At 73.2% G+C, this 14604-nt stretch carries 18 protein-coding genes; 6 read left to right on the top strand and 12 right to left on the bottom strand.

Features of this window, described 5'->3' with window-relative positions; genetic code table 11:
• Positions 1-80 precede the first annotated feature (80 nt).
• The gene (locus tag BN6_RS04305) at positions 81-1295 is read right to left on the bottom strand and encodes an MFS transporter (protein WP_015098316.1); all 1215 of its coding nucleotides are present in this window, start codon (positions 1293-1295) and stop codon (positions 81-83) included.
• 56 nt (positions 1296-1351) lie between these two features.
• On the opposite strand from BN6_RS04305, the gene BN6_RS04300 reads away from it, so the two are divergent.
• Entirely contained in the window at positions 1352-2224 is an 873-nt protein-coding gene (locus BN6_RS04300) for a LysR family transcriptional regulator (protein ID WP_041311903.1), read from the top strand.
• On the opposite strand, the gene BN6_RS04295 is transcribed toward BN6_RS04300, so the two are convergent.
• Complete coding sequence (locus BN6_RS04295) at positions 2212-3633, bottom strand: leucyl aminopeptidase family protein (protein WP_015098314.1); 1422 nt, start codon at positions 3631-3633, stop codon at positions 2212-2214. The genes BN6_RS04300 and BN6_RS04295 overlap by 13 nt on opposite strands.
• 90 nt (positions 3634-3723) lie before the next feature.
• Positions 3724-3891 carry a DUF3117 domain-containing protein gene (locus BN6_RS43235; RefSeq protein ID WP_012783412.1) on the bottom strand — a complete coding sequence of 56 codons (168 nt, stop codon included), beginning with the start codon at positions 3889-3891 and terminating at the stop codon, positions 3724-3726.
• Positions 3892-4153: 262 nt separating this feature from the next.
• Between BN6_RS43235 and BN6_RS04290 the strand changes: the two genes are divergently transcribed.
• Positions 4154-4948: a PaaX family transcriptional regulator gene (locus BN6_RS04290; RefSeq protein ID WP_041311901.1), complete on the top strand. Its 795-nt coding sequence runs from the start codon at positions 4154-4156 to the stop codon at positions 4946-4948.
• 1 nt (position 4949) lies between these two features.
• Positions 4950-5729, top strand: coding sequence for an enoyl-CoA hydratase-related protein (locus tag BN6_RS04285; protein WP_015098312.1), 780 nt, complete (start codon positions 4950-4952; stop codon positions 5727-5729).
• Here BN6_RS04285 and BN6_RS04280 read toward each other — a convergent pair.
• From BN6_RS04280 to folP, 6 genes are all read right to left on the bottom strand, one after another.
• Complete coding sequence (locus BN6_RS04280; protein WP_015098311.1) at positions 5716-6270, bottom strand: DNA-3-methyladenine glycosylase I; 555 nt, start codon at positions 6268-6270, stop codon at positions 5716-5718. The genes BN6_RS04285 and BN6_RS04280 overlap by 14 nt on opposite strands.
• A complete protein-coding gene (locus tag BN6_RS04275; protein ID WP_015098310.1) occupies positions 6267-6677 on the bottom strand; it encodes an SRPBCC family protein in 411 nt (136 codons plus the stop codon). Before BN6_RS04275 ends, BN6_RS04280 begins: the two co-directional genes overlap by 4 nt.
• On the bottom strand, positions 6664-6963 hold the full coding sequence (locus BN6_RS04270) for a DivIVA domain-containing protein (RefSeq protein ID WP_041311899.1): 300 nt from the start codon (positions 6961-6963) through the stop codon (positions 6664-6666). Before BN6_RS04270 ends, BN6_RS04275 begins: the two co-directional genes overlap by 14 nt.
• A 57-nt stretch (positions 6964-7020) precedes the next feature.
• Positions 7021-7704 carry a permease prefix domain 1-containing protein gene (locus BN6_RS04265; protein WP_015098308.1) on the bottom strand — a complete coding sequence of 228 codons (684 nt, stop codon included), beginning with the start codon at positions 7702-7704 and terminating at the stop codon, positions 7021-7023.
• On the bottom strand, positions 7686-8024 hold the full coding sequence (locus tag BN6_RS04260) for a helix-turn-helix transcriptional regulator (protein WP_015098307.1): 339 nt from the start codon (positions 8022-8024) through the stop codon (positions 7686-7688). The genes BN6_RS04265 and BN6_RS04260 overlap by 19 nt, the downstream gene beginning before the upstream one ends.
• Before the next feature lie 87 nt (positions 8025-8111).
• On the bottom strand, positions 8112-8981 hold the full coding sequence (gene folP, locus BN6_RS04255; RefSeq protein WP_015098306.1) for a dihydropteroate synthase: 870 nt from the start codon (positions 8979-8981) through the stop codon (positions 8112-8114).
• 119 nt (positions 8982-9100) lie between these two features.
• On the opposite strand from folP, the gene BN6_RS04250 reads away from it, so the two are divergent.
• Together BN6_RS04250 and BN6_RS04245 are read left to right on the top strand one after the other, a co-directional pair.
• Positions 9101-10588: a CocE/NonD family hydrolase gene (locus BN6_RS04250; RefSeq protein ID WP_041311896.1), complete on the top strand. Its 1488-nt coding sequence runs from the start codon at positions 9101-9103 to the stop codon at positions 10586-10588.
• Between the two features lie 36 nt (positions 10589-10624).
• The gene (locus BN6_RS04245; RefSeq protein ID WP_015098304.1) at positions 10625-10978 is read left to right on the top strand and encodes a DUF3224 domain-containing protein; all 354 of its coding nucleotides are present in this window, start codon (positions 10625-10627) and stop codon (positions 10976-10978) included.
• Here BN6_RS04245 and BN6_RS04240 read toward each other — a convergent pair.
• From BN6_RS04240 to dapE, 3 genes are read right to left on the bottom strand one after another with little or no spacing between them, the layout of a single operon-like run.
• Positions 10963-11520: an LOG family protein gene (locus BN6_RS04240; protein WP_041311893.1), complete on the bottom strand. Its 558-nt coding sequence runs from the start codon at positions 11518-11520 to the stop codon at positions 10963-10965. The two genes, BN6_RS04245 and BN6_RS04240, sit on opposite strands and share 16 nt — an antisense overlap.
• Positions 11502-12272, bottom strand: a complete 771-nt coding sequence (locus tag BN6_RS04235; protein WP_015098302.1) for an LOG family protein — start codon at positions 12270-12272, stop codon at positions 11502-11504. The genes BN6_RS04240 and BN6_RS04235 overlap by 19 nt, the downstream gene beginning before the upstream one ends.
• Positions 12273-12294: 22 nt before the next feature.
• A complete protein-coding gene (dapE, locus tag BN6_RS04230; protein ID WP_051075931.1) occupies positions 12295-13407 on the bottom strand; it encodes a succinyl-diaminopimelate desuccinylase in 1113 nt (370 codons plus the stop codon).
• Between dapE and dapD the strand changes: the two genes are divergently transcribed.
• On the top strand, positions 13388-14359 hold the full coding sequence (gene dapD, locus BN6_RS04225; protein WP_015098300.1) for a 2,3,4,5-tetrahydropyridine-2,6-dicarboxylate N-succinyltransferase: 972 nt from the start codon (positions 13388-13390) through the stop codon (positions 14357-14359). The genes dapE and dapD overlap by 20 nt on opposite strands.
• Positions 14360-14604 lie beyond the last annotated feature (245 nt).

Below are 14604 nucleotides of genomic sequence, written 5' to 3'. Positions count from 1 at the left end.
AGGGGCGGGGAGGCGGGGAGCGGGCTCAGGGGCGCAGCCGGTTCGGATCTGGGGACAGGGCCTGGGTTCGGGGTCGCGGGTCAGGTGGTGTGCGGGCGTGATCCGGTGGCGGCCGGTGTGGTGGCGAGGGCGGTCGGGGTGGTGGCGGGTGGTTCGGTGGTTTCGGGCGTGGGTGGCCCGGGTTGGCGTTTGGTGGCGTGAGCGGCGGTGGTCACGGCCAGGGCGGCCAGGACCAGCCACGCCAGGACCAGCAGGATCAGGCCCGACCAGCCCCACGCCTGGTAGGCGGTGCTGCCCGCCGTGCCGCCGGCACTGGAGCCCAGGTAGAACGCGAACAGGTACACGCCCGACGCCGGGCCTTTGGCCTTCGCCCGAGCGCCCACCCACGAACTCGCCACCGCGTGCACCGCGAAGAACCCGCCGGTGAACACCACCAGGCCCGCGGCGATCACGGCCAGGTTGTCCGGCACGGTCGCGATCGCGCCCAGCGCGGTGACGGCCAGCGCCGCCAGCGCGATCCGGGCCCGGCCGTGCCGGTCGGCCAGCCGGCCCGCCAGCGCGGAGCACGCCCCGCCCGCCGCGTAGGCCAGGAACACCAACGACGCCACGCCGGGCGGCAGGGCGAGCCGGAACGCGATGACGTTGAACAGGGAGATGAACGCTGCCACGCCCAACGTCGCCACGGCGTACTGCGCGAGCAGCACCCGGTCGGTGAACGCCGAGCGCAGGCCGCGCTCCCGTCGCGCGGTGGGCTTGCCGGTCGGCAGGTAGACCGCCGTGACCGCCGCGCACGCCAGGCTGAACACCGCCACCAGCGCGAGCGCCCCGCGCCAGCCGGCCCAGTCGGTGGCGATCCCGGCCAGCAGCCGGCCGATCATGCCGCCCGCGCTGTTGCCGGCGATCAGCGCGCCGATCGCCGCACCCACCGCCTTGGCCTCGTCGGCCAGGAACGCCATCGCCACGGCCGGGATGCCCGCCGTCGCCAAGCCCTGGAGGACGCGCAGCGCCAGGAACGCCGGGTAGGTCGGCGCGAGCGGCAGCAGGAGGCCGAAGACGGCGGCCGCGAGCACGGACCACACGATCACCCGGCGCCTGCCGATGCGTTCGGCGAGCACCGCGCACGGGATCACGGCCACGGCGAGCGCGCCGGTCGCGGCGCTCACCGCGAGCGACGCCGAGCCGGGCTGGAGGTCGAACTCGGCGGCGATCTGCGGCAGGACGGGCTGCGGCGCGTAGAGGAGTGCGAAGGTCGCCAAGCCGGTGGCGACGGTGGCCGTGGTGAGGCGACTGGGCATGTTTCCGACGCTAACTTATGCGTCCAATACCCGAATCAGCCATTATCAATGCTGTGATGGATGAATTGGCGCCCAAACTCGCGGTGCTTCGCGCGCTTGGGCGCGACGAGCACGTCACGCACGCCGCCGAGGCCGTCGGGGTGCCGCAGCCCACGGTGAGCCGCTGGCTGTCCGCCATGGGCGACGCGCTCGGCGCGCCCGTCGTGGTCCGGACCGGCCGCCGGGTGCGGCTGACCCGGGCGGGCCGGCTGCTGGCCGACGCCGCCGACCGGGCGCTGGGCGTGCTGGAGGCCGGGCACCGGGCCGCCGCGGAGGAGGTCGACCCGTCCCGCGGCCTGGTGGCCGTGGGCTTCCTGCACCTGCTGGGCCGCTCGCTGGTCCCCGAGCTGGTGCGGGGGTTCCGGGCCGAGCACCCGCACGTGCGGTTCCGGCTGGTCCAGGGCTCACGCCAGGCGGTGTTGGCGCAGCTGGCGGACGGCGTGGTCGACGTGGCGCTGGTCGCGCCGCCGCCGGAGCTGCCCGGCTTCGCCCACACCGTGGTCCGCGAGCAGGAGCTGGTGCTCGTGCTGCCGCCCGGCCACCGGCTCGCCGACCGGGACGCGGTGCGCGTCGCGGAGCTGGCCGACGAGGACTTCGTGGGTCTGGAACCCGGCTACGGGCTGCGCCGGATCACCGACGACCTGTGCGCGGCGGCCGGGTTCACGCCCCGGCTGGCGTTCGAGGGCCAGGAGACCGAGACCGTGCGCGGGCTGGTCACGGCCGGGTTGGGGGTCGCGCTGCTCCCGCACGCGGAGGGGTCGACCGGGCTGGTCGAACTCCCGCTGAGCCCCCGGGCCGCGCGGGAGGTCGCCCTGGTGTGGCTGGCCGACGCCCCGGTGCCGCCGGTCGCGCGGGCGTTCCGGGAGTACGCCGCCGATCAGTCCCGGTAGTGCGCCGCGAACTCGACCAGCGTGCGCGCGGCGAACCCGGACGCCCCGGCCACGACCTCGGCGTAGTTCTTGTCCGCGCGGGCCGGGCCGGCGATGTCCAGGTGCGCCCACGGCAGCCCGGCGGTGAACTCGCGCAGGAACAGGGCCGCGGTGATCGCGCCCGGCCCCGGCGGGATCTGCCGCACGTCGGCGATGTCGCTCTTCACCGCGTCCGCGAGCTCCTCCAGCAGCGGCATCCGCCACCACGCCTCGCCGGTGCGCTCGCCCGCCGCCGCGACCCGCGCGGCGATCTCGTCGTCACTGGCGAACAGGCCGCCGATCCGGGTGCCGAGGGTGACCTTCATCGCGCCGGTCAGCGTCGCCACGTCGACCAGCGCGTCCGGCTGGAGCTGGTGGACCGCGTAGGCCAGGGCGTCGGCCAGCACCATCCGGCCCTCGGCGTCGGTGTTGGTGACCTCGGTGGTGGTGCCGCCGTAGTGCCGGACCACGTCACCGGGCCGGTAGGCGGAGCCGGACACGTGGTTCTCCGCGCACGGCACCAGGCCGGTGACCCGGACCGGCAGGCCGAGCCGGGCGATGGCGATCAGCGCGCCGATCACCGCGCCGCCGCCCGCCATGTCGGTGCGCATCAGGTGCATCCCGTCGGCCGGCTTCACCGAGATGCCGCCGGTGTCGAAGGTGATGCCCTTGCCGACCAGCACCAGGTGCGGCGCGTCGGCCGGGCCGTTCCAGGTCATGTGGATCAGCCGGGGCGGGCGGGCCGAGCCGCCGCCGACCGCGAGCACGCCGCCGAAACCCTCCCGGGCCAGCCACTTCTCGTCCCGGACCACGACGTCCAGGCCGGGCACGCCGGCCGCCGCCTTGACCGCGGTGGCCGCGAGCCAGTCCGGGTCCTTCACGTTGGACGGCGCGTTGGCCAGGTCGCGGGCCAGCGACGTGGCGCGGGCCAGGTCGACGGCGTGACGAACCTCATCCGCCGACACGTCCGGGCCGACCAGCCGCAGCGACTTCACGCGCTTGGGCGCGGGCTCGCCGGTCACCTTGAACCGGTAGCCGCCCAGCGCCAGACCGAGCACGAACGAGCGCACGTCGGCGTCCGGGGTCAGCTGCACGTCGAACGTGAGGGCGCCGTCCCGGTCGGCGTCCGCGTCCAGCGCACGGGCCAGGGACGCACCCGCCGTGCGCCAGTCGGACGGGGTCGCGTCGCCGATGCCGAGCACCCAGCGGCCGTCCTGCCGGTGCGTGGCGCCCGCCGCGCCGCTGACCTCGGCGGACGCCTCGACGTCCGCGCCACCCGGTCCGAGCAGCGGCGGCTCGCCCGGCGCGGCCAGCACCACCCGGCCCGCGCCGCGCCGGAGGGAGCCGGCGGCCTCGACGGCGACGAGCGGGGCGGGCACGGGCAGGCGCACGGGGACTCCTCGGGGGACTCGGGTGTTTCAGGACGAAGCGCAGCCCCGGTTCCACAGTGGAAACCGGGGCCTGACGTTTCTCGCTCCGGCTCAGCCAGCGGCTGCCTTGAGGGCGTCGCCCAGGGCGTTGGCCTCGTCCGCCGACATCTCGACGACTAGACGTCCCCCGCCCTCAAGCGGAACGCGCATCACGATGCCACGCCCCTCCTTGGTGACCTCAAGGGGACCGTCGCCGGTCCGGGGCTTCATGGCCGCCATCGCGTGCTCCCTCCGTCAACATCTTCCCCGTCCGACCAGGGCCGGATACTCGCCCCATTCTCCCCTATGCGGACTCACCGGCGAAACCGAACCGATCTTTCCAACCGATCCGTGACTTGCCGACGATCTTCACCTCCGCGCAGTTCAGGGCCAGGATCGCCGTGCGCCAACGATTTCCGGCCGCGCATTCGCCGTCATCCGGTCGTGACCAATTCCGCGGTCTGTGGCGTGTCGCGGGGTCGCCCTGACAGACTCCGATCTCGTGCGAGCCCGTTCCGCGCTCTTCGACGTCTACGGCGGCCACCTCCGCGAGCGGGGTGGTGCCGCGACGATCGCCGCCCTGGTCCGATTGCTCGAACCGCTCGACTTCGCCGCGCCGGCGGTGCGCACCGCGGTGTCCCGGACGGTGCGGCAGGGCTGGCTGGAGCCGGTGCGGCTGGCGTCGGGCCCCGGCTACGCGATGACGCCCCGGGCGGAGCGCCGGCTGGACGAGGCCGCCGCCCGGATCTACCGGACCCGGCCCTCCACCTGGGACGGTCGCTGGCACGTGGTCGTGCTGGAGGAGCTGCCCGCGCGGGAGGCCCGCGACCGGTTGGCCTCCTCGCTGCAACTGCTCGGCTACGGCGCGCTCGGGCCGGTGACCTGGATCGCACCGCGCCCGTCGTCGGAGCTGGCCGACGTGCTGGCGGTCGAGGGTGTGGCGGCGAGCACGTTCCACGGCGAGCACGAGGGTCCGCCCGCCGAGCTGGCCGCGCGGGCCTGGGACCTGGACACGCTGGGCGCGGACTACGCCCGGTTCGTCGCCGAGTGGGAGCCCGTGGTGTCCGCTGTGGACGGTTCGGACCCGGCCGGCGCGTTCGCGGCCTCCCAGCGGTTCCTGCACGCGTGGCGGAAGTTCCTGTTCCGCGACCCCGGCCTGCCCCGCGAGCTGCTGCCGGCCGGCTGGCCGGGACGGGCCGCGGCGGAGTTCTTCGACCGGCACACCGCGCGGCTCGCGCCCGCCGTGCGCCGGTTCGTGGACGACAGCCTGGGAATCGACAACACCGGAGGTCCTTGACGTGTCCGAACTCCTCATCGACGACGCTGACGGTGTTCGCACCTTCACCCTGAACCGGCCGGAGTCGTTCAACGCGTTCACCGTGGCGCTGAAGGAACAGCTCCTGACCGCGGTCGGCGAGACCGCCCGCGACGGGTCCGTGCGGGCGGTCGTGCTGACCGGGGCGGGGCGGGCGTTCTGCGCGGGGCAGGACCTCAAGGAGCACATCGGGCTGCTCGACGCGGGCGACCCGGCGCCGCTGCGCACCGTGGAGCAGCACTACAACCCGCTGGTCAAGGCGATCGTGGCGATGCCCAAGCCGGTGATCGCGGCGGTCAACGGCACGGCGGCGGGCGCGGGCGCGTCCCTGGCCTACGCCTGCGACCTGCGGATCGCGGCGACGTCGGCGAAGTTCCTGATGGCGTTCGCCAACGTGGGGCTGACCGCGGACTCGGGCGCGTCCTGGACGCTGCCCCGGCTGATCGGGCACGGCCGGGCGATGGAGATGATGCTGCTGGCGCAGCCGGTCGGGGCCGAGGAGGCGCTGCGGATCGGCATGGTCAACCAGGTCGTGCCGGACGGCGAGGCGCTGTCCACCGCACTGGAGCTGGCCCGCAGGCTCGCCGCCGGGCCGACCGTCGCCTACGCCAAGATCAAGGAGGCGATGGCGTTCTCCGGCGAGTTGGCGGCGGCGCTGGAGGTCGAGGCGCGCACCCAGGCCGAGGCCGGGGCGACCGCCGACCACAAGGAGGCCGTGGCGGCGTTCGTGGCCAAGCGCCCGGCGGAGTTCACCGGGCGCTGACGGCCTCGTGAGCGCGGAAGCAGGCCGCGATGTGGTCGTCGACCATGCCCGTGGCCTGCATCAGCGCGTAGCACGTGGTGGGGCCCAGGAACACGAAGCCGCGGCGCTTGAGCTCCTTGGCCATCGCCTTGGACTCGGCGGTGACGGCCGGCACGTCGGCGAAGGTCGCCGGGCGTTCGTGGGTCTCCGGCGCGAACGACCAGAGCAGGTCGTCCAGCGGGACGTCGAGCTCGCCGACGGCGCGGGCGTTGTTGATGGTCGCGTTGATCTTGGCCCGGTTGCGGACGATGCCCGCGTCGGCCATCAGCCGGTCGAAGTCGTCCTGGCCGTACTCGGCGACGACGGCCGGCACGAACCCGTCGAACGCCGTCCGGAAGTTCTCCCGCTTGCGCAGGATGGTGATCCAGGACAGCCCGGACTGGAAGGACTCCAGGCACATCCGCTCGAACAGGGCCACGTCGCCGTGCAGCTCCACGCCCCACTCGGTGTCGTGGTAGTCGTGGTAGTCCGGCGTGCTGTCGCCCCACGGGCAGCGGATCATCGGTGGTACTCCCGGGCGAACTCGGCGAAGCGGCGCAGGGACCAGCGCACGCCGGGGGCGAACGCCAGGCCCAGCAGCGCGGGGATGTCCTCGGACCAGACGAACTCGCTGCGCTCGCCGTGCGGCACGACGCGGAACTCCGCGGTGCCGCGCACGAACCGCCCGGTGTGCTGAACGGCGCAGCGGTACGGCGGGTCCCACTCGGTGACCCGCATGGTGTCGGTGAAGCCGATCGGGCCCAGGCCGGTGAACGCGGACAGCTCGGTGCCCACGCCGCGGCCGTCGCCGGCGGTCACCCGGACCCGGGTGCCGAGCATCCACTCGCCCTGCCGGGCCCAGTCGGTCACCGCCGCCCAGGTGGTCTCGGCCGGGGCGTCGACCGGGACGGTCAGCTCAAGCCGGGTCACGGGCGGTCTCCAGCTCGTCGACGCGGGCCTGGAGGCGTTCCACCTCCGCGGCCAGGCGCTCCAGGGCCCAGTCGACCTCGGTCATCTTGTAGCCCCGGAAGACCTGCTGGAACTGCAGGCCGCGCACGTCGTCCGGGGACACCGAGTCGGCGGGCAGCCGGGTCGGCGACGCGCCGGGGGGCAGCGGGGCGAGTTCCTCGCCGCGCCCGAAGACGAGTGAGGCCAGCAGGAACACCACGGCCGCCACGAGGACCATGACGACGAGGTAGATGAGCGCGGTGGTCACGGGACGATCGTGGCACACGCCGGGTGGGGTGGGCGCGGGGAAACGGCGGAACCGCTCTCAGACCGGCGCGAAGACCAGGCAGCGCCGGGCCAGCACGGCCAGCCGGCCCATGATCAGCAGCGACACCGCGGTGGCCGCCACGACCGGCGGGGACATCGGCAGCCGGCCCACGTCCAGGTGCGCGGTGGCGACCGTGATGGCCACCGTGGCCAGCACGTTCACCCCGACCGCCGCTGCGGCGACCGCGCCCGCCAGCCGGGCCAGCGTCACGGTGCCGGTCCCGCGCCGGGCCAGCAGCCGGCCGACCGGCAAAGCACCCAGCGCCGCGCCGGCCACGACCCAGCCGGTTGAGTCGTTGGCGCGGGCGATCACCAGGTACCAGTCCGGGGGTGGGCCGGAGGGCCCGAACCCGGGCCAGGCGCCGATCCAGAAGGTCCGGTTGAGCTCCCACAGCACGTGCGCGAGCGGGAGGACCAGGGCCACCGTCCACAGGGTGCGCACGCCGTGCGCGAGGGCGAGCAGGCCCTGGTAGTCGCGGGCGACCCGGTGGACCGGCCCGAACTCGGCCACCGCGCGGCGCTGGGCCTGCTCGACGTCCAGCCCGCCGGCGGCGTGGGCCTCGGCGGCGTCGACGAGGCTGTCCTGGGCTTCGGCGAGCAGGTCGCGCTTGACCGGCGCCGGCCCGCGCAGCCGGCGGTCCAGCCCGGCCAGGTACTCGTCGATCACGCCTGCGCCGGCCACGGGCCCCCTCCCAGCACGCCTTCGATCGCGGTGGTGAACTCGCGCCACGCGGTGCGCTCGGCGGCCAGCGCCCGCTGCCCGGCCTTGGTCAGCCGGTAGGTGCGCCGCCGCCGCCCGCCGACCGTGCTCCACTCGCCGGCCACCAGCCCGGCCGTCTCCAGCCGGCGCAGGGCCGGGTAGACGGTGCCGGTGGGCAGGGTCAGCGCGCCGCCGCTGCGCAGTTGCAGCGCCTCGATGATCGCGTAGCCGTGCAGGTGCCCGCCGTCCAACGTGGCCAGCAGCAAGGCGTCGAGGTGGCCGCGCAACGCGTCCGACTTCACAGGTAGCCACTCTACCGGTCGGGGATCGGGAGCACGGGGGACTTCGGCTGGGACGCCCCACCTCGGCCACCACCGCGACCGGCCCGGTCAGGCCAGCGCGCGCAGCACCTTCGCCGGCGGCCGGGTGCCCGCGATGCCGGCCACCATGTCGACCACCTGGCGGGTCCGGCGGACCTCGTGGGCGCGGAACACCTTCGCGCCCTGCCACGCCGCCACCGACGTCGCGGCGAGCGTCCCGTCCACCCGGTCGGCCAGGTCCGCGCCCAGGGTCTCGCCGATGAAGTCCTTGTTGGACAACGCCATCAGCACCGGCCACCCGGTGTCGACCAGTTCACCCAGCCGGCGCAGCAGCTCCAGGCCGTGCCAGGTGTTCTTGCCGAAGTCGTGCGTCGGGTCGATCAGCACGCCCGCGCGCGGCACGCCCAGGGCGACCATCCGCTCCGCGCGCGCCACCAGCTCCGACACGACGGCCGCCACCACGTCCTCGTACCGGACCCGGTGCGGGTCGGTGCGCGGCGGCAGGCCGCCGGTGTGCGAGCAGACGATGCCCACGCCGAACTCGGCCGCGACCTCGGCCAGCCGGGGGTCCGCGCCCGCCCACGTGTCGTTGATCAGGTCCGCGCCGGCCGCGCACACCGCGCGCCCCACCTCGTGCCGCCAGGTGTCGACGCTGATCACCAGCGACGGGTGGCGCTCGCGCACGGCGGCCACGAACGGCACCACCCGGCGGGCCTCCTCGACCGCGTCGACCGGTTCGCCCTTGGCGCCGGCCTTCACGCCGCCGATGTCGACGATGTCCGCGCCCTCGGCCACCACCCGGTCGACGGCCGCCATCGCGGCGTCGTCGCTGAAGGTGGCTCCCTTGTCGTAGAAGGAATCCCGCGTCCGGTTGACGATCGCCATCACCAAGGCTCGATCCTGGGGCACGTCCCGCTCGCCGAACCTCATGCCGCCCATCGTGCCACGTCCCCCAACCGGGTGAACTGCGTCACAGCTCGTTGCTACTCACGAGTACAACTCTGCTTTACTCCCCGGTAACAACCACGTGATCCAGGTCACGATTGCAGGAGGACTGCGTGCGCCGGACGCTCACCGTGCTGCTCATCGCGCTAACCGGCCTGGTCCTGGCCCCACCGGCCCAGGCGGCCCCCGGTTCCACCGTCTCCTACGAGACCATCCCCGGCCAGGGCGGCACGCCGCTCAAGGCGTTCGTCGTCGAGCCGACCGGACGCGGCAGCGGGCCGTTCCCGCTGCTCGTGCTGCCGTCGAGCTGGGGCGTGAACAACATCGAGTACGTCGGCGCGGCGGCGAAGCTCGCCTACCAGTCCGGCTACTCGGTGATCAGCTACACCAGCCGGGGCTTCCACGACTCCGCCGGCGAGATCGACGTGGCCGGCCCCGACACCGTGGCCGACGTGAGCCGGGTGATCGACTGGGGCGTCGCCCACGCGGCCGGCGATGCGACCAGGGTCGGCGTCGGCGGCATCTCCTACGGCGCGGGCCAGTCGCTGCTCGCCGCCGCGGCCGACCCTCGGGTCAAGGCGGTGGCGGCGCTGAGCACGTGGACCGACCTGGCCCGCTCGCTCTACCCGAACGAGACCGTCAGCGCGCAGGCCGTCGAACTGCTGCTCGCCGCCGGCCACCTGACCGGCCGGCCCGGCCCGGTGCTGCGCGAGGCCGAGGCCGCCTACCGGCAGGACCGGTTCGAGGACGTGCTGCCGATCTCGCCGCCGCGCTCCCCCGCCGCCAAGGTCGACGGCATCAAGGCCGCCGTGCTGATCGGCAACGCCTGGAACGACGGCCTGTTCCCGCCCGGCCAGGTCACCGACTTCTTCCAGCGGCTGAGCGGCCCCAAGCGGCTGATGCTCTCGCCCGGCGACCACGCCACCGCCGAGGCGTTCGGCGCGGCCGGCCTGCCCAACGAGATCTGGGACTCCGTCGGCCGCTGGTTCGACCGCCACCTCAAGGGCCTCGACAACGGCATCGACCGCGAAGCCCCCGTGCAGCTCAAGCCCAACAACGGCGGTACCTGGCGCTCTTACGCCTCCTGGCCGGCCGTGACCCGCAAGACCGACACCGTCGCCCTCGCCGCCGACCGCATCGGCACCGGGTGGCCGACCATCGCGGAGAGCGGCACGGTCCTGGTGACCGGCGCGTTGCAGGGCTTCCTGACCATCCCGACCGGCGTCGCCACCCCGCTGATCGACCGGGGCGCGGCCGCCGTGTGGCGCGGCCCCGTCCAGTACAGCCGCACGACCGTCGCCGGCACCCCCCGCGCGCACCTCACCGTCACCACGACAGCACCCAGGACCAGCCTGTTCGCCTACCTGTACGAGGTGAACCCGCTGGGCCTGGGCGCACTGGTCACCCACAAGCCGATCACCCTGACCCCGGGCACCCGCACGCTCGACCTCGACCTCGAACCGACCGTGTGGGACGTCGCGGCCGGCAACCGCCTGGTCCTCGTCGTGGACACCGTCGACCTGCGCTACGGCGGCAAGAGCACGATCGGCTCCACCGTCACCTTCGGCGCGGACTCCGCCCTGAGAATCCCGCAGAGCTGACAGCACCCGACAGGCATCCATGCCAGTCTCACCGGCATGGAATCGAAGTTCACCATCACCCGCTGGGACGAGACGGCCACCGGCGAGTTCGACCGCGTCCAGGTCGGCAAGGCGTTCACGGGTGTGCTGGAGGGCACGAGCACGGCCGAACTCACCACCTGCCAACCGGTGGAGGGTTCGGCCGGCTACGTGGCCATCGAGAAGTTCGAGGGCCGCCTCGACGGCCGCGAGGGCACGTTCGTGTTCCAGCACGCCGCCACCATCTCGCCCGCCGGCCCCGCCTTCTACGGCGTGATCATCCCCGACTCGGGCACCGGCGAGCTGACCGGCATCTCAGGCACGGTCAAGATGGAGCACGAGCTGATCACCCTCGACTACACGTTGGACTGACACGCGTCCAACGCCGCTTGCACGTCGTCCGCCACCACCAGCGAGTCAAGCGCGAACTGCGACACGAACCCACGCTCGCGCAGCTCGGCGAGCCACGCCAACAACCCCGCGTAGTGGCCGTCCACGTCGAGCAGCACGACGGGCTTCGTGTGCATCGCCAACACCCGCGCCGTCCAGACCTCGAACAGCTCCTCAGCGGTGCCGATACCGCCCGGCAACGCCAGGAACGCGTCGCCGTGCGCCTCCATCAACGCCTTGCGGTCGCGCATGGTCTCCACGCGCAGCAGGTCGTCCGCGTCCTCGTCGGCCCACTCACGGTCCACCAGCGCGTGCGGAATGACGCCCACGGTCCGTGCGCCACCCTTGCGCGCCGCCTCCGCGACCGCGCCCATCATCGACGTACGACCGCCGCCCCACACCAGCGACCAGCCACGACGGGCGATCTCCGCGCCCACCTCCGACGCCAGCGCCAGGTACGACTCCGGCACCCCGCGCCGCGACCCGCAGTAGACGGTGACGGCCGTCAATGCGAGTCCGCCCACGCCTGGTGCGCCTCTTGGACGACCCGCACCGCGTCGTCGATGTCGTCGGTCAGGTGCAGCAGCCCGAGGTCCTTGTCCCCGACCTTGCCGCCGGCCATCACCGAGTCCTTCACCCAGTCGTACAGGCCCTGCCAGTAGGACTTGCCGAACAGCACCACCGGGAACTTGGTGACCTTCTTGGTCTGCACCAGGGTGAGCGCCTCGAACAGCTCGTCCAGCGTGCCGAACCCGCCCGGCAGGCAGATGAACGCCTGCGAGTACTTGATGAACATGGTCTTGCGGACGAAGAAGTAGCGGAAGTTCACCCCGAGGTCGACCCACGGGTTCAGGCCCTGCTCGAACGGGAGCTCGATCCCCAGCCCGACGGAGAACCCGCCCGCCTCCGAACAGCCCCGGTTGACCGCCTCCATCGCACCCGGACCGCCGCCGGTGATCACCGCGAAGCCGGCCTCGGCCAGCGCGCCGCCGAGCTTGCGCCCGGTCTCGTACTCGGGGTGGTCGCGGCCGGTCCGGGCGGAGCCGAACACGGTCACCGCGCTGGGCACCTCGGCCAGCGCGCCGAAGCCCTCCACGAACTCGGCCTGGATCCGCAGCACCCGCCACGGGTCGGTGTGCACCCAGTCCGTCGGGCCGCGCGAGTCGAGCAGCCGCTGGTCGGTCGTGGTCAGCTCGTCGCGGCGCCCACGCCGCAGCACGACGGGTCCGCGCTGCTTTTCCCTCGGGTGCTCGTCGACGCCGTTCTGGTCGCTCATTGGCGCGAGTCTATCCCCGGGTTCAGTCCTCGTTGAGGAAGCGGTGCAACACTTCCCGGCACTGTCGGATCTGGTTCACCGGGACGTTCTCCTGCTGCGTGTGGGCCAGCGTCGGGTCACCCGGCCCGAAGTTCACCGCCGGCATCCCCAACGCCGCGAACCGCGCCACGTCCGTCCACCCGAGCTTCGCCACCGGCGTCCCGCCGGCGGCCCGCACCAGCTCCTGCGCCGCCTCCGTGCCCAACCCCGGCAACGCCCCGGCGGCGGAGTCGGTCACCGTGAGCTCGAACCCGGCGAACACCTCGCGCAGGTGCGCCTCGGCCTGCTCCGGCGTCCGATCCGGCGCGAACCGGTGGTTGACCGACAGGACGCACAAGTCCGGCACCACGTTCCCCGCGACCCCACCGGAGATGCTCACGGCCTGAAGGCCCTCGCGGTACACGCACCCGTCGATGTCCACGGTCCGCGCGGAATACGACTCCAGCCGCCGCAACGCCTCGCCCACCCCGTGGATCGCGTTGACGCCCATCCACCCCCGCGCGGTGTGCGCCCGGACACCGGAAGTCCGCAACTCGACCCGCATGGTCCCCTGGCACCCCGCCTCGACCGAGGCGTTCGACGGCTCGCACACGATCGCCAGGTCCGCGTCCAGCCAGGACCGCAGCTCCCGCTCGATGCGCCCCAGGCCGTTGCGCGCCGCCTCGACCTCCTCGCAGTCGTAGAACACGAACGTGAGGTCGTGGCGGGGCCGGTCGACGGTCGCGGCGAGGTTGAGCATCACCGCGTCACCGCCCTTCATGTCGCACGTGCCGAGCCCGTGCAGCACGCCGTCCTCCAGCCGTGACGGCAGGTTGTCGTTCACCGGGACGGTGTCCAGGTGGCCGGCCAGGATCACCCGCTTGGGCAACCCCAGGTTCGTGCGCGCCAGCACCGAGTTGCCAGACCGGATCACCTCCAGCCCCGTCTGCGCGCGCAACGAGCGCTCCACCAGGTCCGCCAGCTCGGCCTCCGCACCGGAGACGCTGGGCACGTCCACCAGCTCGGCGGTCAACTCGACGGGATCGGCAGCGAGGTGCAAGGTGTCGGCCACGTCCGGCACGTTACCGTTTGGTCCCGTGAGCACCGCAAACCCCATCGGCGCATACGGCGTCGGCCTGGCCACCGTCACGTCCACCGGCACTGTGCTGGACACCTGGTTCCCGTCGCCGAAGCTCGGCGAGGCGGAAGCGGGCACGGTCCGCCTGTCCGCCGCCGAGGTCGCCGCCGAACTGGGCGAAGCCGCCGCCAAGCAACTCGGCCAGGACACCGACCGCGACGTGGAGGTGGTCGGCGTCCGGGTGGGCATCGCCGAGCTGACCGACGCCCCGTCGGACACCTACGACGTCTTCCTGCGCCTGCACCTGCTGTCGGCGCGCCTGGTCCGCCCGCACGGCCAGAGCCTGGACGGCGTGTTCGGCCTGCTGAACAACGTCGTGTGGACCAACCACGGCCCGTGCGCCGTGGAAGGCTTCGAGGAGACCCGCCTCAAGCTGCGCGCCCGTGGCCCGGTGACCGTCTACGCGGTCGACAAGTTCCCCCGCATGGTGGACTACGTCATCCCGTCCGGCGTCCGCATCGGCGACGCGGACCGCGTGCGCCTGGGCGCCCACCTGGCGCCGGGCACGACCGTCATGCACGAGGGCTTCGTGAACTTCAACGCCGGCACGCTGGGCGCGTCCATGGTCGAAGGCCGCATCTCGGCCGGCGTGGTCGTCGGCGACGGCTCGGACATCGGCGGCGGAGCCTCCGTGATGGGCACCCTGTCCGGCGGCGGCAAGCAGGTCATCGAGATCGGCGAACGCTGCCTGATCGGCGCGAACGGCGGCGTGGGCATCTCCCTGGGCGACGACACGGTCGTGGAGGCGGGCCTCTACATCACCGCCGGCACCAAGATCACCGCAGAAGACGGCACGGTGGTGAAGGCCGCCACCCTCTCCGGCGTCCCCAACCTGCTCTTCATCCGCGACTCGACCACCGGCACCATCAAGGTCAAGCCCCGCAAGGGCACCGGCGTAGAACTGAACGCCGCCCTACACGCCAACGACTAACCACACACCCCACACACCAGCCACCCCCAGCTCCCACCCCACCCACCGCGTGGTCTCCCCGTATGGCCTGCCCGCAGGGCAACCGCGCTTGGTCAGGGAGCGCAAGCACGCTCTTCGCTTGCGCTCCCTGACCAAGGGTGGTGGTCTTTGACAGGCCATACGGGGAGACCACGCGGCCCCTCCCCCGGAGGCCTGCCCAGCGGCGAGCGTCGCTTTTAGCTCTTCCGCTTTTCGCTCTTCCGCTC

This window comes from Saccharothrix espanaensis DSM 44229, from assembly GCF_000328705.1.
In the GTDB taxonomy this organism is placed as follows: Bacteria; Actinomycetota; Actinomycetes; order Mycobacteriales; family Pseudonocardiaceae; genus Actinosynnema; species Actinosynnema espanaense.
Note: the sequence above shows the minus strand (reverse complement) of the source record. Positions and strands in the feature narration are given on the sequence as shown.